The sequence below is a fragment of the Streptomyces sp. NPDC001315 genome (assembly GCF_042896175.1).
Lineage (GTDB): Bacteria > Actinomycetota > Actinomycetes > Streptomycetales > Streptomycetaceae > Streptomyces.
Genome location: NZ_JBIAWZ010000029.1, coordinates 26,877 through 48,305, shown reverse-complemented (window position 1 = coordinate 48,305; position 21,429 = coordinate 26,877). Strand labels below are relative to the sequence as shown.

The 21,429-nt window shown below is 70.0% G+C and carries 15 protein-coding genes and 2 pseudogenes; 5 read left to right on the top strand and 12 right to left on the bottom strand.

Going from position 1 to position 21,429, the window contains the following annotated elements:
* The first annotated feature begins 177 nt into the window (after window positions 1-177).
* Window positions 178-1,791, top strand: coding sequence for an alpha/beta hydrolase (locus ACFY16_RS39300; RefSeq protein WP_390652030.1), 1,614 nt, complete (start codon window positions 178-180; stop codon window positions 1,789-1,791).
* Window positions 1,792-2,095: 304 nt separating this feature from the next.
* Complete coding sequence (locus ACFY16_RS39295; protein ID WP_390652029.1) at window positions 2,096-2,833, top strand: hypothetical protein; 738 nt, start codon at window positions 2,096-2,098, stop codon at window positions 2,831-2,833.
* A gap of 152 nt (window positions 2,834-2,985) precedes the next feature.
* Here ACFY16_RS39295 and ACFY16_RS39290 read toward each other — a convergent pair whose 3' ends face one another.
* The 5 genes and pseudogenes from ACFY16_RS39290 to ACFY16_RS39270 all read right to left on the bottom strand — a co-directional run bounded on the left by ACFY16_RS39290 (window position 2,986) and on the right by ACFY16_RS39270 (window position 7,680).
* Window positions 2,986-3,420 (bottom strand): hypothetical protein, encoded by a 435-nt coding sequence (locus ACFY16_RS39290; protein WP_390652067.1) that lies wholly within the window; start codon window positions 3,418-3,420, stop codon window positions 2,986-2,988.
* Window positions 3,421-3,747: 327 nt separating this feature from the next.
* Window positions 3,748-3,942 (bottom strand): annotated as a pseudogene (locus ACFY16_RS39285) (hypothetical protein); the annotation flags it as partial.
* Window positions 3,869-4,150 (bottom strand): annotated as a pseudogene (locus ACFY16_RS39280) (IS200/IS605 family accessory protein TnpB-related protein); the annotation flags it as partial. The pseudogenes ACFY16_RS39280 and ACFY16_RS39285, both read right to left, overlap by 74 nt.
* A 13-nt stretch (window positions 4,151-4,163) precedes the next feature.
* Window positions 4,164-4,640 (bottom strand): nuclear transport factor 2 family protein, encoded by a 477-nt coding sequence (locus ACFY16_RS39275; RefSeq protein WP_390652028.1) that lies wholly within the window; start codon window positions 4,638-4,640, stop codon window positions 4,164-4,166.
* Between the two features lie 742 nt (window positions 4,641-5,382).
* Entirely contained in the window at window positions 5,383-7,680 is a 2,298-nt protein-coding gene (locus tag ACFY16_RS39270; protein ID WP_390652066.1) for a M4 family metallopeptidase, read from the bottom strand.
* 924 nt (window positions 7,681-8,604) lie between these two features.
* Between ACFY16_RS39270 and ACFY16_RS39265 the strand changes: the two genes are divergently transcribed.
* Window positions 8,605-11,337, top strand: coding sequence for a M4 family metallopeptidase (locus tag ACFY16_RS39265; protein ID WP_390652027.1), 2,733 nt, complete (start codon window positions 8,605-8,607; stop codon window positions 11,335-11,337).
* Window positions 11,338-11,655: 318 nt separating this feature from the next.
* Window positions 11,656-12,165, top strand: coding sequence for a hypothetical protein (locus tag ACFY16_RS39260; protein ID WP_390652026.1), 510 nt, complete (start codon window positions 11,656-11,658; stop codon window positions 12,163-12,165).
* A gap of 87 nt (window positions 12,166-12,252) precedes the next feature.
* On the opposite strand, the gene ACFY16_RS39255 is transcribed toward ACFY16_RS39260, so the two are convergent.
* Together ACFY16_RS39255 and ACFY16_RS39250 are read right to left on the bottom strand one after the other, a co-directional pair.
* Window positions 12,253-13,107 carry an aldo/keto reductase gene (locus ACFY16_RS39255; protein ID WP_390652065.1) on the bottom strand — a complete coding sequence of 285 codons (855 nt, stop codon included), beginning with the start codon at window positions 13,105-13,107 and terminating at the stop codon, window positions 12,253-12,255.
* Window positions 13,108-13,207: 100 nt separating this feature from the next.
* Entirely contained in the window at window positions 13,208-13,369 is a 162-nt protein-coding gene (locus tag ACFY16_RS39250) for a hypothetical protein (RefSeq protein ID WP_390652025.1), read from the bottom strand.
* A 158-nt stretch (window positions 13,370-13,527) separates the two neighbouring features.
* Here ACFY16_RS39250 and ACFY16_RS39245 point away from each other — a divergent pair, with 158 nt between their 5' ends.
* Window positions 13,528-14,424 (top strand): helix-turn-helix transcriptional regulator, encoded by an 897-nt coding sequence (locus ACFY16_RS39245; RefSeq protein WP_390652024.1) that lies wholly within the window; start codon window positions 13,528-13,530, stop codon window positions 14,422-14,424.
* Between the two features lie 385 nt (window positions 14,425-14,809).
* On the opposite strand, the gene ACFY16_RS39240 is transcribed toward ACFY16_RS39245, so the two are convergent.
* From ACFY16_RS39240 to ACFY16_RS39220, 5 genes are all read right to left on the bottom strand, one after another.
* Window positions 14,810-15,703, bottom strand: a complete 894-nt coding sequence (locus ACFY16_RS39240) for a septum formation family protein (RefSeq protein ID WP_390652023.1) — start codon at window positions 15,701-15,703, stop codon at window positions 14,810-14,812.
* A gap of 872 nt (window positions 15,704-16,575) precedes the next feature.
* Complete coding sequence (locus ACFY16_RS39235; protein ID WP_390652022.1) at window positions 16,576-17,121, bottom strand: DoxX family protein; 546 nt, start codon at window positions 17,119-17,121, stop codon at window positions 16,576-16,578.
* Between the two features lie 195 nt (window positions 17,122-17,316).
* A complete protein-coding gene (locus ACFY16_RS39230; RefSeq protein WP_390652021.1) occupies window positions 17,317-17,838 on the bottom strand; it encodes an NUDIX domain-containing protein in 522 nt (173 codons plus the stop codon).
* 450 nt (window positions 17,839-18,288) lie between these two features.
* Window positions 18,289-19,890, bottom strand: a complete 1,602-nt coding sequence (locus ACFY16_RS39225; RefSeq protein ID WP_390652020.1) for an amidohydrolase family protein — start codon at window positions 19,888-19,890, stop codon at window positions 18,289-18,291.
* A 58-nt stretch (window positions 19,891-19,948) separates the two neighbouring features.
* Entirely contained in the window at window positions 19,949-21,391 is a 1,443-nt protein-coding gene (locus ACFY16_RS39220; protein WP_390652019.1) for a Na+/H+ antiporter NhaC family protein, read from the bottom strand.
* Window positions 21,392-21,429: the final 38 nt, after the last annotated feature.

Genomic DNA, 21,429 nt, shown 5'->3' with positions numbered 1-21,429 from the left:
TACCGTTTTGGGCCGCCCATGGAAGATCATTCGTCCTCAGTGGGACCAGCTCGGTGAGGGGCGCGGGCGTGGGTCCCGCCCTGAAGAACGTGCGGGTGCACCGGCTGCGTAGGCTTGTGGGGGCGGCGTTCGAGGGGACACGGCGTTCACGTGTGCCGGGAGGTGGGGGACTCGGGAATGGGTGTGCGGAGCTGGATGTCGGGGTGTTCGGTCTGGCGTGTGCGGTGGGGCGGGGTGTCGGCCGCTCTGGGTCGCCGCGCTGTCACGGGCCTGCTCGCCGTCGTCGTGGTGGCGGCGGGGACCGGGTGCGATCCCGATCCCCTTTCGGACGAGGGCTCGGACTCGCGTCCGCCCGTGTCGGCCAAGGCGACGAACCCGCCACCGGGGCTGCCCGCGGCCTTCACCGCCGGCCAGCGGCTCAACTGGTCGGCCTGCCCGGCACCTTCCGCGGCTCAGGGCGGCGGTGACGCTCCGGGCGGTGACTGGGAATGCGCCACCATGAAGGCGCCGCTGGACTACCGAAGGCCCGGCCGCGACGCGATCGACGTCGCCCTGATTCGCAAGAGGGCCACCGGACCGGAGCGCAAGCGCATCGGTTCGCTCGTCCTGAACTTCGGCGGACCGGGCGAGTCCGGTGTCATGGGGCTCCCCGACTTCGCGGGCGACTACGCCTCGCTGGGGCAGCGCTACGACCTGGTCAGCTTCGATCCGCGAGGTGTCGGCGGGACCATCCCCGTCAACTGCGGGGAGAACGCGTACGAGGGCAGCGACGTCTGCGAGAAGCACTCCGGCAGGTTCCTGCCGTACGTCGGCACCGCGCAGACGGCGCGCGACCTGGACCTGATGCGCTATCTCCTCGGTGACCAGAAGCTGAACTACTTCGGCGTCTCCTACGGCACCGAGCTGGGCGGCGTATACGCCCACCTGTTTCCCAAGAACGTCGGCAGGCTCGTGCTCGAAGCCCCGGTCGACCCGACCCAGAACCTTCTGCAGGAAAACATCAGCCAGGTCAAGGCCGTCCAGTCCGCCTTCGACCGCTTCGCGCGCCACTGCGCGGACGCCTATGACGACTGCCCCACCGGCAGCGACCCCGAGCAGGCCGACCAACGCGTCATCGAGCTGCTGGACAAGCTCGAGAAGACCCCCGCCGCCACCGACGGCGACGAGAAACTCGACGGCAACCTCGCCGCCCACGCCATTTCGAACTACCTGGACCTCGGCAAGGAAGGCTGGGGGCCGCTGGTTAAGGCGCTCCGCGAGGTCATGGAGCAGGGCACCAGCAGCAAGCTGATGAAGAAGGCGTACGACCACGCCCCGGGCGCCCGGGCCCTGCCCCGGGCCGGCACCGGAGCCCACAACGAGCCCACAGGCGGCAATGGCACATCCGCCCTTGTCGCGATCACCTGCGCCGACTCCAACCTGCGCCCCGGATACACCCGGGCCGAGCAATGGATCAAGGAGACCGAGGCGGCCTCTCCCGTCTTCGGGGAAGCCTGGTCCGTCGGTGTCTACCTCTGCTACGACTGGCCGTTCCACGGTGAGCGCGCCACCCCCGACGTCCGTGCGGACGGTGCTCCTGCGATCCTGGTCGTCGCCAACACCGGCGATCCGACGACGCCGTACGCGGGAGCCGGGCACATGGTGAGCGAGCTGGGCGAGAAGGTCGGCGTCCTGCTGACCGTGCGGGCCGAAGGCCACGGCTCGTATCCCCAAAACCAGTGCGCGAGCGGGAAAGTTGACACCTACCTCCTCGACGGGACACTCCCCGCACGTGACACGACGTGCTCGTGACACAGTGACGACGACGCGAGCCGACGAATGGGGCGCCGACCTGGGTCTTCCGGACGGACCGGAAGGCCATCGGCCTCGCTTGCGACGCGGAGTGGTCGGGGTCCCAGACGGTGGCCGTGGTCGGGCCGGTGGTCGGGGCATTGTGCAGGCCCGCGCAATGCACGGTCACGGGTGCGCAGAGTGCACACCACTGGAGCTGAGGTTTTGAGTCGTTGGGAGACAGCAGCGCTCGGTGGCGTCAGCGAGCGGTGCACGGACTGTCGTAGGCGGGTGAGAGTCTGGACCGGTGCTGATAGAGGGATTTGTGGACGCCCCTGTTGTCGCGGGGGAGGAACTGCTGGCGCTGCCTGGGTTCTGGGCGGCCTACCTGATGTGGCTGAGCCAGACAGAGGAGTACGACCCCGTTCCGGAGTGGTTCGGTGTCGACGGGGCCGATGCCGACGCGGCCTTCGACGCACTGCACGACGAGGACCAGTGGCCTGTCTTCCGGATCCCGTTCGCGGGCGACCACACCGCGATGGTCCTCTGCTGCAACATTCCCGAGGATCCGGGAACGGAGTACTTCATCACCCACCCCGAGTGGGGACGGCACGGCTACCTGGCCACCATCGGCGGCCACCAGGCCGGCCCGGGACTCTCCTGGCGAGAGCTCCACCACATCGCCCGCACGCCTGACCTCAACGCCCCGGGAGTCCACGCCGAATACGCACGCCTGCTCCTCCTGCTGCCCACGCTCGGCGACCAGGACCTGCCCGACGACGCCGCAGACATACTCGGCGACGCGCTGGCGCATGCCGGCCTCCCGTCAACGCTGGCGCCGTCCCTCGCGGAAGCGCTCCTCGCGGACCATCCCTTGTGGGAGCCGGCTGAATGGACGCTTCCTGCCGCATCCCCGCTCTCGGGCAGCCAGGAACCCTTCCAGGGAATCCTGCACTGCGACGAGTCCATGAGTCCGCGGTGTGGTACCCGCCTCGCCCAGGGCATCACCCGAGAGCAGAGCGACCGACTGGCCCACGCACTCGGTACCTGGCCCGCCACATGAACGGCCCACCCACAGCCGAGGGGACGGCCGGCCCGTCGCCGCCCCCGTTGTCGCCGAAGACGATCCAGCCCGGTGAGCCGGCCGCCCCCCGCGCGGCGGCGTAGGGGCGCGGGCCAGTTCACCGGGGTTCGTGGGCGGGCAGGGCGCGGAAATCAGTCGGCCAGAGGCAAGGAGGCGGCTATCACGTTCCGCTCCTTGCGGCCGACCAGCGGGAAGATGATTTTCAGGCCTTGCTCGCTGTCCGGCGAGGAGATGATGAAGGACGAGTTGAGCACCCGCTCCTTGATCGCCGAGCGGACGAGACCGGCGCGCGGGATCGTCATCAGGTGTTCTTCCGGCCGGGCGAACGTCGGGTTCGCTCGGAAGATGAAGATGCGGCGGTCGGTCATCGCCAGGTACATCGGTGCCGGCGCCGGGATCACGGCCATTGCACCGCCGCTCAGGATGGCCGAGGCTGCCGCGAACGCTGCCGTCCGGCGCACGGTGACGGAACTCAGGTTCACGATGGTCGTCACCTCGACCTGCTCCCCGGGCTCGAGCATGGGGTCGATGGCGGCCAAGAGAAGTCGGCGGCGCTTGCCGTTCACGTGCGTACTCCTGAAAGGTCGGGCGTGAACCGTACGGGACTGTCCCGTACGGCTTGCGACTGTCCGGCTCCGCTGGCCCCGCAGGGTCCCGGCACCCGGAAAACAGCCGGGCCGGGGTCCCGCGCGTAGCCCGGTCGGCGTGAGTCGTCGGCATACCTTGCCATACGTGGTCAGGGACTCATCGAGATGCCCCGGACGCATGGCTGAGAACGACGGTGAACATGGTCGTGGAGTGCGAGGTGCCGTCAGGACCAGCGCATGCCGGGGGGCGTCGAGTGCCGTGCGCCGCTGCTCGCTCAACTTCCCGGTGCGACGGCGGGCGTTGTCCAGGAATGCACCGAGCTCGATTTCCTGCCCGTCTGCCATGTCGACATGCTTGGGTGCCGGCCGTAGGTGGCCTTCGCGGTCATGGAACTGCCGGGCGGCCGCGAGATTGGCCGCCCACCGCGGCCCGCGTTCGCTCCGCGTCCGGCGGCACGCATCCTGTGCGTGGTCCGGGAATGCGGGGGCAGGGTTCGTCACGCCCCCGGGTGCCGTGTCCGGCCTGGGCGGTCCGATGCCCACGACGATCGCTCTGGTCGTGGCGGGGCGGTGCCGTCCGTCGCCGGATGCGGTGTCCGAGGGCGCGTCGTCCGATCGCCACGGCAGCGCTGTCGTGGCGGGTGGTCTTGCGAGTCTTCGTGGTGAGGGACTTCTGCCGGTGCTCGGCGCCCCAGCGGGAGGTGTACGCCGCTGCGGGAGGGCTACCGCTGTGCGGCAGCCTGGTGCAGATGGCGGCTCACATCGCCGACCAGGTTGATGCGGGCTCGTCGCTGAACGAAGCGCCACTGTCCATCACGGCGTTCGAAGCGGTCGTGGTAACGACCGCCGGCGATGGGCTGCAACGGCAGGTCGGGCAGCGCCTGCAGCACGGTGACGTACGAGCGCGAGCGCGCCGTGCCCGCCTGTTCGTCGACCTCGATGGCCACATTGGTGGTGACGTGCTGGGTTCGTGGTGTGCCGTCGGCGTAGACGATCAACGTGTCCTTGAACATCTTCTCGATCGCGTCGCGGCCGCTGACCGGCTCGCCGCTGCCTGTGAAGGTGGCGTCAGCGAGAAGGGCGCCGAGTCCAGCGAAATCCCCGTCGTCCACGAGCTCGGCGTATCGGGCGATCAAGTTCTCGACAGCCCGGTAGCTCGACGTCGGGTCGGTGGCGGGCATGCTGCTGGATGTGGACATGGTCTCCTCCAAGCGGGACGGGCGATTCTCAGCGGGCTGCCTCAGCGACAGCAGAGTCTCGGATCGCAGACGTGGGACACACGTACCATGGCACGTTTGCTGACACCCGAATTGTCTCAGGCAAGGTGACTGCCCGGATCACCCCCTCGTCAGCGACGACCATGGTGCTCGGGCACGGACCTCGGCTCGTCGACGGTCGCCCGGCGCGTGAAAGCACAACTGCCGCACGGCGGAGCAGGAGCGGTGGCCTGGCCGGCGTGCAGGTGGACGCGCGCGATGTGCGTCACCCCGTCCCGAGGAGAGCGCACCCGGCCCGGCAGGGGACGGCCGCTCAAGACCACCCCTGCTTGCGTGGACCAGCTGGTTTCCGTGACCTGGTTGAAGAGTGGGCCGGCGAGGTCGACACCTGTGACCGCTCCGTTGCCGTCGCGGGAGAAGCTCCGTTGCCGTCGGGGAAGAAGCAGCCGCGCTGCCCCGCCCGACGACACCTGCGCGTTCGGCCTTCAGTCCCTCCTCGACGGCTTCGAGGCCCGCCTCACCACCGACCGTGCCGGAAGGCGTGAGCCACCCGAGCCCGGACACCACCCGCCCGAGCCTCGACAGAGGCTCGTCGAAGTGCGCAGCCCCACGTCAAGGCGCCCGGCCACCGCCTGAGTTCCAGGGTCATATCCTCTGGTGATCAAGCGGTGGCCGTTGCCTCCCACCGGGCCGGACGCGGGTTACGACCCGTTGGGGCGGAACCTCAGAAGGTCAGGCTCCAGCGCTGGAGATGACCCGGGTCCCACTTGAAGATGCCCGGGGTGCCGTCGGTGACGCGCAGCTTCCAGGTGCCGACCGCCGTGACCGCCGAGGCGTCGACCGTGTAGGTCTCATGCAGCTCGGGCGTGGGTTCCCAGCTCGGTCCCCACGGCTTGACGGGGATGACGGTGCCGTCGGGGCCGATCAGGTCGATCAGCATGAAATTGCTGAACTTGTGGTCGAGATCGACCGTGACCTTGAGGTCACTCGGTGCGTTGCCCGGCTTCCCCCGGACGATCAGCGGGGACTCGACCTTTCCCTCAAAGGGGATCACATACGTGGTGGGGTTGACGAAGAAGTGTCCGCCGGATTCAAGAGCGGTCCAGGTGAACGAGAGGCTCCGGGTGTCCCCGGCCCCGTCCTTGATGACGATGACCGAACTGTAGTCACCGGCCTTGTCGGGCGTACCGGTGATCAGGCCGGTGGTGTGGTCGATCGACAGGCCCAGAGGCAGCGACTTGGCCGAGTAGGTCAGCGAGCCGGGACGGCTGCTGGAGGCGGTGATCTGGCGGCTGACCGGCTGGCCTGTCGCCACCGGCTCGGTCGGCATCGGATCCACGGCGATGTGGTTGACGAATCGGTTTCCGACGTTGACGGCCGCCCAGGCGTTGGCCACGGCCTCCCAGGCGTCGCTGCCCGAGCCGTAGAGGTCGGCGGCGGCCTGGAGCGTCGCGGTCCGGGTGCCCGCGTAGTCGGTGGTGCTGGTCATGTAGACGGTGAGCGCGCGGTACACCACGTCGGCGGCGTCGGCCAGTCCGATGCCCGCCACCGGCAGCTTGTCGTACGTGGGGCTGTCGTAGTCCACGCCGTTGATGGTCTTCTGCCCGCTGCCCTCGGCGAGCAGGTAGAAGAAGTGGTCACCCACCCCGGCCACCATGTGGGGTTCTTCGGACTTCGCCTGCGGCGTCCAGTAGTCCAGGGGCGCGTAGCCGACGGAGCTGATGCCGGCCTTGGAGGGACGGTCCATGTAGCGGATGGGCTTGCCGTCAGCGTGCAGGTCGTCCAGCTCGGCCATCGTGTAGTCGGGCACGTCGTTGGGGTTGTCGGCGTAGAACTCGACGGCGGCGGCCATCATGTCGCTGATCGCCTCGTTGATGCCCGGTGATTCGCCGACGTTGCCCAGCCCGGCCGTGGCGGAGGTCACGCCGTGCGTCATCTCGTGCGCGGCGATGTCCAGGGACGTCACCGGGTGCCGGCCGTCCGCGCCGTCGCCGTAGCTCATGCAGAAGCAGCCGTCCTGCCAGTTGGCGTTGGCGAGGGGGACCCCTGGCTGCTGTTCGTAGTGGACTCGGGAGGTGCTGCCGCGGCCGTCGTCGGCTATGCCGTTGCGGCCGAAGCTGTCGTGGTAGAAGTCCCACGTCGTCTGCGCGCCGTACGCCGCGTCCACCGCCGCGGTCTGGAGGTTCGCGGCCGTTCCGTCGCCCCAGACGTCGCTGTTGCTGGTGAACAGGACCCCGTTGGAGTCGACACTCGAGTCGAGCGTCCGGTGATCACCGTGCGCGGGGTCGATCAGGGCGTACGTGCCGTCGTCCTGGAGGGTGGAGCCGATCGTGACCTGCCCGCTGTAGAGGCTGTTGCCCTGGGCGGATTCCACGTGTTCGGAGTTCTCCAGGGTGGTACCGCTCGCGGCGTCGGTCACGACGTGGCGCTCGCTGGGGGACCCGTCCTGCTGCACGCCGGTGACGACCGTCTCCCAGGCCAGCTTCGGCCGGTCGCCGATCATCCAGACGACCTGGCGGGGGGCCGTGTGCGCGCCCGCCTTGCGGGTGCCCTTCGCCGCGGCCTCGCTCAGGGCCGACTTCTTCGCCGTGGCGGCCGGCACCTTGGCCGTGGTCGTCGGCAGGGTCAGCTTCGTCTTGGAGGCGTAGGTGACGGTGCGGGCCCCGGACCGCTGATGGACCACCAGGTCACCACCGCGCACGGGCAGTCCGGCGTACGTTCGCTCGTAGCGGGTGTGAACCGTCCCGTCGGCGTCCTTGATGACGTCCTTCGGGATCAGTTTCTCGTGGGGGCCGAGGTTCAGTGAACGGGCCGTGTCCGGCGCCGCGTCGGCCGCATGGTCGAGCAGCCGTTGGCGTTGTCCGGGCGACAGGCCAACGGCCCCGGCGTCCGGCCTGGGTGTCACTTTGATCTGGGGGAGCGCTCCCACTTTCCGGGTGTTCCCGGATGCGATTGCAGTGGAGGCGGAGCCGGCCGAGGCGGGCAGTGCGGAGAACGCGAGTGCTGCGGCTGTGATCACCACGGTCGCGGCCACGCGTCGTCTGGGGCGGTGCGAACCCTGTGAGGACGCAGCCCTGTTGCTGGAGGAATTCAATCCCGGATCCTTCCGATCGGCCGTCTGCAGATGGCGACGGCCGCCGATACGGGGAGGCTGGAGGCCACGGTGCCTCCGGCTGCGGATTGCAGCGGGAGTGATCGTGACACAGGAACTGCCTTTGCCAAGGGTTCGCATAGATCATGAACAGATCTTTACCTAGCGGACTTTGGTCATTTTCGATCAGTTTCGGATGCAGTGTCAGCCCTGCCTGACGCCCTGCCCGTCCGGGGACGGTTCGAGCAGTCGATCCCCCGAGCCACCTACGACGCGGCTCAACAAATGATCCATAACTGCTGGTCAGAGGCGAGATGTTCGCGGCGTGACGGGAGCGGTCAGGATGTCGGGCCGTCCTGGAAACACCCCCCGCTCACAGCCGATGACCGCCCTCCTGGCGGATCAACCTCACGCCGCGGCAGCCGGTCCGCGCTTCGGGGTGTCCACGTAGGTCCGCCGGGGTGGCTGCAGCAGCCGACACGTGTCCACCTGGTGTGTCTTGGCCGAGGGGCGCCGGTTTCACACTTGCGCAACTGCGCGTATTCCCCTCGGGTTTCTCCTTGTCATGACGTGTGTCAGGCAGCGAAGGTGCAGGGCGAGCCGCGGGCGCGATGGTGCGCCACTCAATTGACGCCCGACTACCGGGCCCGGGCTGCGCCGGGCCGCCGGAGGCACTTGTCCATGCCAGCACTCATACGACAACGGCTAGTCCGTAGACCCGGCCACGCCGGTCCGGTCGCCCTGCTCGCTGCGACGGTCCTCCTGGCCGTCGGCGTGACCTCTCCCGCGCATGCCGCCGCGTCACCGGTCGGGGGCAGTGATACCGCGGGACCGACGACGGACACACCCGCGCTGGTGGACGGTCTGGCCGACGCGGTGGACGCGTCCGTGCCGGCCGCGACCGCGGCCCGTACCCATCTGGCGGGCCACAAGGACCGCTACCACATTCCCTCTCCCGACCGGGACCTGGTCGCGGACACCGTGACGGCGGACGCCGACGGCGCCGAGACGGTGCGCCTGGACCAGAAGTACCGGGGAGTGCCGGTCCTGGGCGCCCAGTACGTGGTGCGCATGACCCACAAGAACGGCAAGCGGACCGTCACCGGCACATCCGGCTCCTACTTCACCGACCTCGATGTCGACACCGACCAGAAGACCGCCCCCGCCAAGACCGCCGTGAACGACGCGGTGCAGCACGTGCGGAGCGAACTGGCCAGGGGCGGCTATCTCCCCAGCCACGCCAAGAACGGCGCGGCTGCCCTGTCGGGCGTCGACCGCGGGCTGACGATCCTGCCCACGGGCAAGGGAGTCCTGGCCCGCCATGTCACCGTGAGCGGCTCCGATCCGGCCACCGGCGCACCGGTCGTGCAGGAGGTGTACGTCGACGCCGCCACCGGTATGGCGCTGTTCGAATCCGGCGGGCTGCCCACCTTCGCCGCGCCCGGACAGACCGCCGGCGCCCGCCCGAACGGCACGCCGGTCAAGCAGAGCAAGGCCGAGCAGTCCGCGGCCGCGTCCACCTCCCAGGACGGGTCGTCGAGCGTCACCGGAAGCGGCACCCTGCTCAACGGGTCCACCGTGCCACTGAACCTCACGAAGGACGACGCCACCGGCACGTACCTGCTGCGCGACACGGCACACATGGCCGACACCACACAGCACAACGTCATCCAGACCTGGGACGCCTCCAGCGTCTGGTACCAGGACGCCTCCGGCCAGTGGCCCGACACCGTAGTGCCCTTCACCTCGCCCACCCCGCAGATCGGTTCCGACCTGACCGACTCCGGCGCCGTCGACGCGCACTGGGCGGCGGGCAAGGTGTACGAGTTCTACCGCGACACCTTCCAGCGCAACAGCCTCGACGGCCAGGGCATGGCCATCAACTCCCTGGTCGGCGTGACGGATTACGGCAACCCGTTCGTCAACGCCTTCTGGGACCACACCAAGATGGTCTACGGAACCGGAGACGTCGAGTACCGCTCGCTCGCCTCCGACCTCGACGTGGTGGGCCATGAGATGACCCACGGCGTGGTCGAGCACACCGCGAACCTCGTGTACTCGGGCCAGTCCGGCGCGATGAACGAGGCGGTGGCCGACTACTTCGGCAACGTCATCGACGTCACCGTCAACCACACGCCGATGAGCGACCCCGACGCGGGCCTGATCGGCGGCGACCTGTGCCGCACCCGTACGCCTCGGCAGTGCGCGTTCCGCGACCTCAACGACGGTGCCACGACGGCGCGCTTCCTCGGCGTGCCCCTCGGCGTGGCCGGCGACAACGGCGGCGTGCACCTCAACTCCACCATCTTCAGCGGCGCGCTGTGGGACATCCGCGAGAGCCTCGGCGGCGCGCTGGCCGACAAGATCGTCTACCGGGCGCTGACCTCCTACATCACCCCGCTCGACGGCTTCGAGGAGGGCCGGGACGCGGTCATCGCCGCGGCCAGGTCGCTCGGCGTCAAGGACGGCCGGCTGGACGTCGTCAAGAAGGCCTTCGACGCCCACGGCATCGTCCCGGGCTGGGAGAAGGGCCTCGGCCTGGACAGCAATGTGCTGCTCGGCAGGCTCGGCACACTGCCGCAGTACGTCGGCTCCGGCAACACGCCCAGTGCCGGAGGCGGTTGGTGGGCGGTGCCGAAGTCCAGCCCCGACGGAGTCGACCCGTACGCGGTGTGGGTGGGCCGCATCGACGGCAAGGGCCGGCCGCACCAGGTCTCCCCGGACGACGGCCGGAGCCACATGAGCGCGGTCACCGACGGCAAGCGCGTCGTCTGGGTGGCGGTCGGCAACGTCCCCGACGACCCGTGGTCCCACACGTACGACATCATGTCGGCACCGGTGCAGGGCGGTGAGCCGAAGACCCTGTTCAGCGCCCCCTCCGAGGTCACCGGCGTGAGCGTCGACGGCGACAGCGTGGCCTGGTCCTACCGGGACCCGGCGAGCGGGCTGCTGCGGGTCTACTACCTCAAGGGTGATGCCACCACCCCGCAGCAGGTGCCGATCGACCGCGACTACAACCAGGCGGAGCAACCGGTCGTGAAGAACGGGCGCATCGCGTACATCCACGACGGCCTGTTCGACGGGGCGTACGGGGTGCAGGTCGAGATGTACGACATCGCGAGCGGCACGACCACGGCCCTGGGCAGGCCCTCGCAGCCGGAGTGGATCAGCAGCCCGGTCATGACCTCGTCGGATGTGTACTGGCTCATCGACACCGACTACACCGACCAGGACCAGACCACCCTGCGCCGGGCGCACCTCGACGGCCCGGACGGTCCGGTGGTCACCGACGTCATCCCGGAGAAGAGCGACCGCGCCACACCGGCCTACGGCCTCACCGCCACGGACACCGCGCTCACCCTGACCGTCTACCCGTCGTGGGGCCAGGTCTTCGAGGACCCCAACGACTCGCTGTCCAAGCTCTACCAGTTCACCCCGGACGGCGCCCCGCTCGGCCGCGTCTCCTGCGGCGTCGGCCAGCAGTCCGCCGCGGCGGCCGACACCGGCAGCCGTGTGGTGTGGATGGACACCACGACGACCGACATGGACCTGGTGACCCGGAACCACCCGGCGGGCACCTGCGCCTGAGCCCTCCGTGCGACCACAGGCCCCGCCTTGCGTGCGAACCGCCCACCAGCACGCAAGGCGGGGCCGCCCCGTCCAGAGATCTTCCTGTGTGAAACGCGCTGGGTGCGGCAGGTGGATCGCGGCAACAGCAGGGCGGCCACCTTCCGCCGTTGGCCACACCCACGACTGGCTGCAGCGCCGTCATGGCTCAAACGGCGCGCCGCGGCTAACTCCTACAGGTGAAGCGCTGGACGTCCCGGCTGCCATGGGCGGCTCGGTGGACAAAATACCCCGGTCGGTGCGGTGGAGGATGCCGGGCCGGAAGTTAAGGACTGGCGTATGCACCCCCTGCGTAGTCTCGCGGCCATCTCCCTCAGCGCGGTGGCCGCCCTCGGCAGTTGCCTACCCGCTCAGGCACTCACGCCGGCCGACGCGCCGGCTGCCGCTCGCCAGTCGCCGCTGCCCAGCAGCCTGGACCGCCGACTGAACGCGGCGCCGAAGGGCAGTTCGGAGCGCGCGTCTGATGCGAATGAGTTCTCTGTCTCGTTCTGTGGCGTCTACGAGCTGGTAGGAGCCGTTGACAAGAGCACGGACGACGTCCGCGCCACGCTGTACGCGATTATTCCCACGGTGGGCCGCGTCCAACTGTCACAGCCCAGCGGGAACCTCGACGCCGGCGTCACCCAGGACGTGGACACCATGCTCGCGACGGGAACGTTCTCGCTGCGGGTGGATGCCGACGGCAGGGTGTGGGCCACCTCTGCGATTGATCTCAAGTTCGTCGGCAAGATCGAGTGCAAGGCCCACATTCTCACGCTGCCGCGGACCGTGGATGGCGGCATCGCCTGACAGTGATCGTTTGCCGGCCCACCGGTGCCGGCGTCGGCCTGTTGTCCGCGACCGCGCTGTCGCGGCCGCAGTCAGGTAGGAGAAAGGTCAGGCGTCGGGGATGGTGAGGCTGCTGTACGCCTCCGGGATGGGCTGGTCCGGGTCGGGCCCGTGGCGCACCCCGGTGTCGAGGGTGTCCAGCGTGGCGAGCTCGGCGTCGGTGAGGGCGAAGTCGAAGACGTCGAAGTTCTCGGCGATCCGCTTCGGGTTGGTCGACTTCGGGATGGCCGAGCGGCCCTGCTGGAGGTGCCAGCGGAGCAGGACCTGCGCCGGGGTCTTGCCGTACGCCTGCGCGAGGGTGGTGACGGCGGGGTCCTCCAGCACGCTGCGGCGCTGCTCACCCCAGCCCGGGTAGAAGGTGATCCCGCCGATCGGCGACCACGCCTGGGTGAGGATGCCGTGCTCGGCGTCGGCCTGCTGCACGGCGGGCTGGCTGAAGTAGGGGTGCAGCTCGATCTGGTTGACCGCGGGCACCACGCTGGTGCGCTGCATCAGGGTGGCCAGGTGGTGCGGCATGAAGTTGCTGACGCCGATGGCGCGCACCCGCCCGTCGGCGAGGAGCTTCTCCAGCGCGGTGTAGGCGGCTACGGTCGCATCGAAGCGGTCGGGGGCGGGCTGGTGCAGGATCAGCAGGTCCAGCTGGTCGACGCCGAGTTTGCCGGTCGCTTTGTCGAAGGCGCGCAGGGTCTCGTCGTGGCCGTAGTCGCTGATCCAGACCTTCGTCTCCAGGAAGACCTCGGAGCGGTCGAGCCCGGAGCGGCGCAGGCCCTCGCCGACCTGGCGCTCGTTGAGGTAGGCGGCGGCGGTGTCGATGTGGCGGTAGCCGGTCTCCAGGGCGGCGGCAACGGCGTTGGCGGTGTCCTCGGGGCTGCTCTGGAAGACGCCGAGGCCGAGGATCGGCATCTCCACTCCGTTGTTGAGGGTGACGTGCTGCACGGTGGGGCTTCCTTTCGATGGCGGGAGAGGGAACTGCCCCTCTCCCAGGGTGGGGGTCAGGTGGTGGTCAGGCACCGCGGGCCGTGAAGGACCGGCTGAACTGCTGCCCGGACCGGACCAGGCTGCGGGCACCGTCGAGCCGCCTGCGCTCGTACGTGGCCAGGGCCCGAGACATGTCGGTGCCGTGCAGGCCGACCACTACGGCGTCGGCGCCGTGGGGAGTGTGCATGCTGAGTCCTCGCATCGTCGTCATCTCGCATTTCCACCGCCTCGCACGAGGCGGCGATGAATGCATCAAAACCCGGCGAGACGGCGCGAGGGAGTCCACGCTGTGAGGGGTAACGGCAGGGACCCCCAGGGCGAGCGCCCCGCACCTAAATTGGCGGTATGGACAACCGGGAAGAAAGCAGCGCGTTCCTGAAGTCGCGCCGTGACCGGATCACGCCCGAGCAGGCGGGGATCGCGGTGTACGGGCAGCGGCGGGTGCCGGGGCTGCGCCGCGGCGAGGTCGCGATGCTGGCCGGGGTGAGCGTCGAGTACTACACACGCCTGGAGCGCGGCAACCTGCGCGGGGTCTCCGACGGCGTGCTCGACGCCCTCGCCCAGGCCCTGCGCCTGGACGACACCGAGCGCGCCCACCTGTACGACCTGGCCCGCGCCGCGGGCGGCACCGCCACGGCACGCGCGAAGAAGAAGGACGCCAAGACCGTGTCCGTACGCCCCAGCCTCGCCCGCATCATCGAGGGTATGCCGGAGCAGCCGGCCTTCATCGAGAACAACCGCCTCGACATGCTGGCCGCCAATCCGATGGGCCGGGCCCTGTACGCGGAGATGTACGCCGAGCCGGCCCTGGGTGCGAACACGGTCCGGTTCGCGTTCTTCAGCCCCGCCGCCCGCCGCTTCTACGCCGACTGGGAGCGCGTCACCCGCACCGCCGTGGGTGCGCTGCGTGTCGAGGCGGCCAAGAACCCCTACGACCAGGAGCTGTCGAACCTGATCGGTGAACTCTCCACCCGCAGCGACCACTTCCGCGTGCTATGGGGTGCCCAGGACGTGCACATCTACCGGGAGGGCACCAAGAACTTCCACCACCCGGTGGTCGGCGACCTGACCCTCCACCACGAGCGTCTCGACCTCCCCGACGACTCCCGCCTGAGCCTCGTCGTCTACAACGCGCCGCCCGGCAGCCCGGCCGAGGACAGCCTGAAACTCCTCGCGAGCTGGGCCGCCACCCACGCGCAGCAGGAGCACGAGCAGGAGCAGAGCGCCGATGCGGACTCCTGAATACGGGCATGGGGTGGCGCAGCGGTCTCTCTGAGCGGTGGCGGGGCGCCAGCTCGAGACCCGAGCTTGGGCCGGGCGCAGTCCTCAGGCCAGGACCCGCGCTGGACCAGCGAACACCCGGGCGCACCCTTTCCGCCCGAACACTGCCCCCACTGCACGCCAAGAGCTTCGGATCATGACCACCACCACGCCCGCACCCACAGAATTCGCGTCCGGCCTCGTGCGGTCCCTGTCCGTCGCGGCCCTGCACCCCCGAAGCTGCCGCGAAGTGACGCGCGGCACTCGGCGGCGGTCCGAGCAGCCGCCTGGCGTTCGGCCGCACAGACGGCTTCGGGGCGCGGGGCCGGGTTCTTGACGGACACGGCCCCGCTGATCCGACGGCGCGTCAGCCCGCCCAGACCTCGGCCTCGTCGGCCGGGACGGTGGTGGCCAGGCCCAGTTCCTTGCGGGCGGCGACCGACTTGTTCGGGTCGATGTCGGTGAACGCCGGGTCGTAGGCGATGTAGAACGCGTCGGCGTCGGCGGCGTTCGCGGCCTTCTTCCAGTTCCCGGCCGCCTTCGTCAGCTTCGCGCGGAGCTTGCCGACCTCGGTGCCCTCGATGCCGTCCAAGCCCTTGACGTGTGCGTCGAGGGCGGCCGCGACGGCCTTGGCCTGCGCCTTGTAGCCGGCCAGGTCGTCCTCGACGGCGTCCTTCTCGGGCTGGTTCGCCCACAGGGCCTCGTAGACCGCGTTCGAACCCTTGAGGTACGTGGCCTGCTCGGGCTTGAGGGACTTCGCGGTGTCCAGCGAGCCGCTGAACGTGCCCTTCTCCGCGGTGTAGGTGCAGCTCACCGCGCGGTCACCCGTCGCCCAGCTCTCCTTGGTCGGGGTGTAGTAGAAGAGGGCGACGCCCTTGGGGAGCGCCCAGGTGTCCGGGGCGTACTTCTGCGCCTCGACCGGGCAGCGGTTGTCCGCGATCGTCGAGACCCCGTCGTCGCCGGGGAACTCCGTGCCCTTGCCCTTGTCGATCGCGAACTCGCCGACGACCTGGCCCTCGTGCGCCTCGTCGCAGGGCACGACCTCGACGGCGTACGCTGCCCCCTCGGCCTTGCCGTTCGGGTTGTAGCAGTCGCCGATGTCCAGCGAGAACACCGAGCGCTGGCGAGCCACCTTCTTCGCGCTGTCCTTGGCGCTGCCGACGGCGTCGGAGACGTCCGAGCATCCCACCGCGCCGATCGCGAGCAGGGCGGCAACGGCGGATATACCGCGAAGGGAACGATACGGGGCACGGATTGCCATGACTTGTACATCCTCTTACGTGATCTTTATGAGGGTCGCGCGCATCGTATGTCATTCCTGTGGCCCGGTTGTGCGTAGGCCCTCACCTCATCGCGGCATCTCTGACTCGCGACGGGCCGCGAGAGTTGTATCCGTGCTGCTCGCAGGTGGCGCGCGGCGGCAGGCATCTGGTCGATGACCTGCCGCTCCATGGCCGCAAGAGCGGCCAGTGCGGCCAGTGCGGCCAGGGGATCGTGCAGTCCGGTGGCCGCGACCTGCTGCCGTATGGCATCGCGCCCCGTCGCCGGCTCCGAAAGCCCCGGGGCGTCAGTCGAAGCAGCCGGTCTTCGCCCCGTCCGTCTCGGAGCCGACCTCGATCTCGAATCCGGAGCCCGAGTCGAACATGCACAACCACGGCTGCTGATTCCGTACCTGTGCGCAGGCCGTCCAAGGTGCTGGAGGCGCGGGGCGACCGCCGGCCTCCAGAGAGCACAGCGCTCCGGCGCGATACCCCAGGCCCTGGACCCCGCACGACGCGGCGTCACATCGCTCTGCCAAGGAGCCGTAACCACCTCGCAGTAGCTGCTCTACATAGGAGCAGGCGGGCCGGCATGCTGGTCGGAACACCCCCAACGGGGTCAAGCCGGTACCGAGGCTGACCAGCCGCTTCGGGCGCCGGCCCCGGCACGGCCGGTCTGTTCGTTCGAAGTAGTCCGTCGGCGATGCGGCGTCCCGCCGATGCCGACGGCGAACCGGGCGCTGCCCCCTGGACAGGCGGACCGGCCGGGGGGCAGCGTTCGGACGGAAACTCGCTGCGGGGGCGCGGGCTCGTCGGGAAGAAGGGGCACTGGCCGCGGCCTGCGCCGATGGGCGACCGCGGGTGCCGGTGGGGCTCAGTTCCTGATGAGCAGGACGAGACCGGCGATCACCGCGGCGAGGACCACCGCCGCGACGCCGTACATGAGCCGGTGGGCGCGCAGGACGGGCAGGTAGCGGTCGACTGCGAGTCGACCGGGGCCGGTCAGCGCCAGGCCGGCGGCCGTGGCGGTGAAGAGGAGCTCGTACTCGACGCCAGTTGGCGCGAAGAAACCGCCGCCCCATTTCACGGCCATAGCGTTGATCATCGTGCCGAGCACGGCAGCTGCGGCCAGCGGTGTGAAAAGGCCGAGGACAAGACCCAGACCACCGAGCGTCTCGCTGAGCCCCGCGATCACGGCCATGGTCTTGCCCGAGGGGTAACCGCTCATGGCGAAGAACTGGCCGGTGCCCTCCAGGCCTCCGCCCCCGAACCAGCCGAACAGCTTCTGGGTGCCGTGGGCAGCGGCGGTGAGGCCGAGGGCGAGGCGCACGATCAGCAGGCCGACATCGTAGGGGTGCAACGACGTGGAGGCGGAGCCGGAACCGGTGGCAGTGCGTGGGGGGTTGAGGGTGGAAGCCATGGAGGCCCTCCTGTCGCAGAGATTTCTTGAATGTTCAATCTATTTGAGCCTAGCAAATACGTGAAACTTCAACAACATCTGCTTGGGGACAGGTCCACGCCAGCTCGCTGTCCAGGTCCCGCTCCTCAGCGGCGGACGGGGCTCGGCAGCCCAAGGAGTTCGGAACGACCAGCGCCTTCGTCCCTCTGACTCAGCTCATGAGCACCGCTTCTGCGAAAGCGCCGGGTCAGCACGACAGGCGAGATACCGACCGAAAATCTCCTGACTATCAGGAGTGAAGGTCCACTGCTGCAGAGTCCGCCGCAGCTCGGACTCGGTCAGCCACCCGTGCCAGGCCACTTCTCCCGGGTCGGGGAGGCCGATCTCCGGAAGCACGGCATCGCACACCCCAAGCCAGTGAGGGCTGAGCCCACCCCGGTTGAGGAACTTGAACCGAAGGCACACTGTCGCCCGCGCCCCAAGCTCCTCACTGAGCTCGCGGGCAGCCGCCTGCTCATAGGACTCGCCGACTCCCGCAGCGCCCCCGACCCCGAGTTCGTAGTGCCCCGGGAAACGGGACAGCTGTTCGGCACGCCGATGAACGAGAAAGCGACCTTGCCTATCGCGGCACACCACCACGCCAACCCGGTGCAGCCAGCCCTCCCGAACAGCGTCCCGCCGACTGACCACCCCCAGCACACGATCCTGCGCATCGACGCGTTCTACGAGTTCATCCACGACGCACACGATCGCAGAACCCACTGACACCCGCCCGGAATGCCCGGACAGGCACGCAGTCAACGGCCGTCGGACCGACCTCACCCCACCGGCGCGAGCACGTACAACTGCGGCAACGGGGTCTCCTGGATCTCGGTTGGCTTCGCGATCCCGAGCCACCGAGAGGCCCTGCCTTCATGCCCACGGCCAGCGGCGATCACCCGATCGAGACTGCCTGGTCGGCTGCACCGCCGTCACCCAGCCCCCGGCCGCCGGATGAGTGGGCGAGGGTCGCTGTGGGCGTCTGTCGGCGGGGCGCCCACAGCGTGTGGCGCGGGACCTGCGGGAAAAGCAGTCGTCTCCGGGCGGTGCTGTTCGGCCAGAGTGCTGAAGAATGGCTCTTGACGAGACAAGTAAGGCCCTCGGGAGCAACGCCCCAGCCCCGCGGTCTCTCCCTCGTGGGGCGGGCGACTAACGGGCGGGGCTGCGTCGCAGGACCCGGCCCGGGCGGGCGTCGGTGGTCTCGCCGGCCCGGAGCACGCACCGGCCCGCCACCAGGACGTCGCGCACGCCGGTCGCGTACTGCCAGGGGTCCGCGAAGGTCGCGAGGTCGGTGACCTTCTCCGGGTCCAGGACGACCAGGTCGGCGACCTGTCCGGCGGCGAGGGTGCCGCGGTCGGGCAGGGGCAGTCGGGACGCGGGCAGGGACGTCATCTTGCGTACGGCGTCGGCGAGTTCGAGGATGCCGCGGTCACGGACGTAGCGGCCGAGGACGCGGGCGAAGGTGCCGAAGTTACGGGGGTGCGGGTGACCGTCGCCGGGGGCGTGCAGCACCCAGCCGTCGCTGGCGACCGCGCTGCCGGGGTGGCGCAGCACGGTGTCGACGTCGGCGTCCGCCATGGCATGGTTGACGATCATGACCTCGCCCTGGTGCGCGGCCAGGACGTTGAGGACGGCCTCGGCGGGCTCCACGCCCTCGTCGCGGGCGATGTCGGCGATGCTGTCGCCGATCCGGTCGCTGTAGAGGCCGGGACCCATCATCGCGAGGACGACGCCCTCGGGCAGGAACGTGCGGCCGACGGCCGGGCGCAGGTCGGCCAGGACGCGGGCGCGGGTGTCCGGGTCGGCGAGCCGCTGCAGAAGGCCTGCGGGGCCGCCGTCCATCGCCCAGTCGGGCAGCCGGGAGGTGAGCCGGGTCGAGGACGCGGTGTAGGGGTAGACGTCGCAGGCCACGTCCAGGTCGTCGCCCGCCGCCGCGTCGATCGCGGCCAGCGCCTCGTCGACCTTGCCGTGGTTGGCCGGGCCCATCGCCTTCAGGTGGGAGACCTGCAGCCGTACCCCGGACGCCGTCGCCACGTCGATCGCCTCGGCGACGGCTTCCAGGAGGCGGTCGCCCTCGTCGCGCATGTGGGTGGCGTAGAGCAGGCCGTGCCGGGCGGCCTCGGTGGCGAGCGCCTTGATCTCGTCGGTGGTGGCGAAGGAGCCCGGGGCGTAGATGAGCCCGGTCGACATGCCGAAGACGCCCTGGGCCGCCGCGGTGGCGAGCAGGGTGCGCATGGCGTCCAGTTCCGCGGGACCCGCAGGGGTGCGGGCGTCGCCCATCACCGCCGTGCGCAGCGCGCCGTGTCCCACCAGCGGGGCGATGTTGAGGGCGGGCCGGGCGGCCTCCACGGCGGCGGCGAAGCCGTCGAGGTCGTGCCACTGCGCCCCGGCCAGGGTGCCCGGACCGCCGTCGGCGGCCGCCTCTGCGGCGGCGAGCGGGAACGGCGAAAGCCCGCAGTTGCCGGTGACCAGGGTCGTGACGCCCTGCCGGAGACACGCCTTGGCGTCGGGCATGGCCAGGACCGAGAAGTCCGCGTGGGAGTGCAGGTCGATGAAGCCCGGGGTGACGACCAGCCCGGTCGCGTCCAGCACCATGGCCGCCGCCGCCGTCGGGTCCGGGTCGCCGACATGGACGATCCGGTCCGCGCGCACGCCGACGTCCGCGCGGCGCGGGGCGGCGCCGGTTCCGTCGATCACGGTGCCGCCGGTGATGAGGACGTCGTACGGACCGGTCTGGTCGGGCATGGCCATGAAGCTCACTTCCTGGGATACGGGGCGATTTCAGCGGCGGGGGTGGTCGCGGCGCGGTTCACAGGACAATCGTGAGCAGCACCGTGTAGAGCGCGCAGGCGGGCAGCAGCAGGGCCCAGCCGGTGCCGAGCAGATACGGCAGCCGCCCGGCGCGGGCCATGCCCATGGCGCCGACCATGTTGGCGTTGGGCAGCGGCCCGTAGGTGTCCGCCTTGGAGGCCCAGAGCAGGATGATCACCCAGGCGGCCGGTGTGACGCCGACCTCGTGGCCGATCGGGCCGAACACCTCGCCGATCAGGATGACCTGCGCGGCGGTCGCGCCGGGCACGCCCACCCAGCCGAGCGCCGCCACCGCGAGGGCGAACGGCAGCGCGGACATGCCGCGCAGCCCCGGGCCGAAGTGCTCCAGGACCACGTCGTACGGCTTGAGCAGGTCGATGAAGCCGAACAGCGCGGCGAGCATCCAGAACAGCAGGAGCATCGGCAGCATCCGGCGCCCGCCCGTCAGGACCGCCTTGAGCGCCCGCACGGGTGACAGTCCCGCGGCGGCCACCGTCACCAGTGCCAGCACGGGCAGGGCGATCAGCGGGAAGGCGGTGTCGGCCTTGGTGGCGGCGGCGTAGCAGACGGTGGCGAGGAGCGTGAGGGCGAAGGCCCAGGTCGCGCGGCGGGTACGGGCCGCCTGGGCGGGGGTCACGGTGTCCCGGTCCGCCTCGGTGACCTCGTCCGGGCGGTAGAAGTCGCCCTGGGCGGCGCTGCGCCGCTGCACCCACGGGACGACCACGGCTGCCAGCACCAGCGAGAGCAGGGCGAGCGGGCCGGCGCCGACGGTGACGTAGGTGAGGTAGCCGGTGTCGGCGGTCTTCATGATGGCGATGTTGGAGCCTGCGAACGGGGCCAGCGCGAGCCCCGCGCACCCGCCGAGGAACATCGTCGCGGCGGTGGCCGACCGGGTGAACCCGGCGCGGGCGGCGATCGGCACCAGCAGCGGCGCGGCGATGGCGAGCGCTCCGGCCAGCGTGCCGAGGCTGGTCACGAGGACCAGGCAGGCCAGCATCATCCCGTACATGAGGACCGTGGTGCCGTGCCCGTCGGCGTACCGCATGATGCCCCGTACGAGCGCGTCGGCGACGCCGGTGACGCGCAGCGCCTCCCCGACCGCCGACCCGAACACGATGATCAGCCCGATGATCGTGACCGGTTCGGTGAGGGAGTTGCCGAGCACCTCGCCCGCCTGGCCGAGCGGCGGCAGCGCCACGAGGACGGCACTGCCCAGGGCTACGGCGGTCACGGTCACCAGGTTCATGCCGGTCAGGGAGAGGACCGCGTACATCCCGATGGGCAGCAGGCCCCAGACGGTGGGGGCGTCCGTCGTCAGCCCGGCGACCAGACTTGCCAGCAGGGCGACGCCCGCCGCGGCCGGTGCGAGCGTGCGGCGGCCGAGACGTGGTGGGCGTGGGGTGGTGCCGGTTGCGGCGCCGCTGACGGCGGACGATGTCATGTCTGGTCCTGGGGACGTCGGGACGGAAGAGGTGGCAA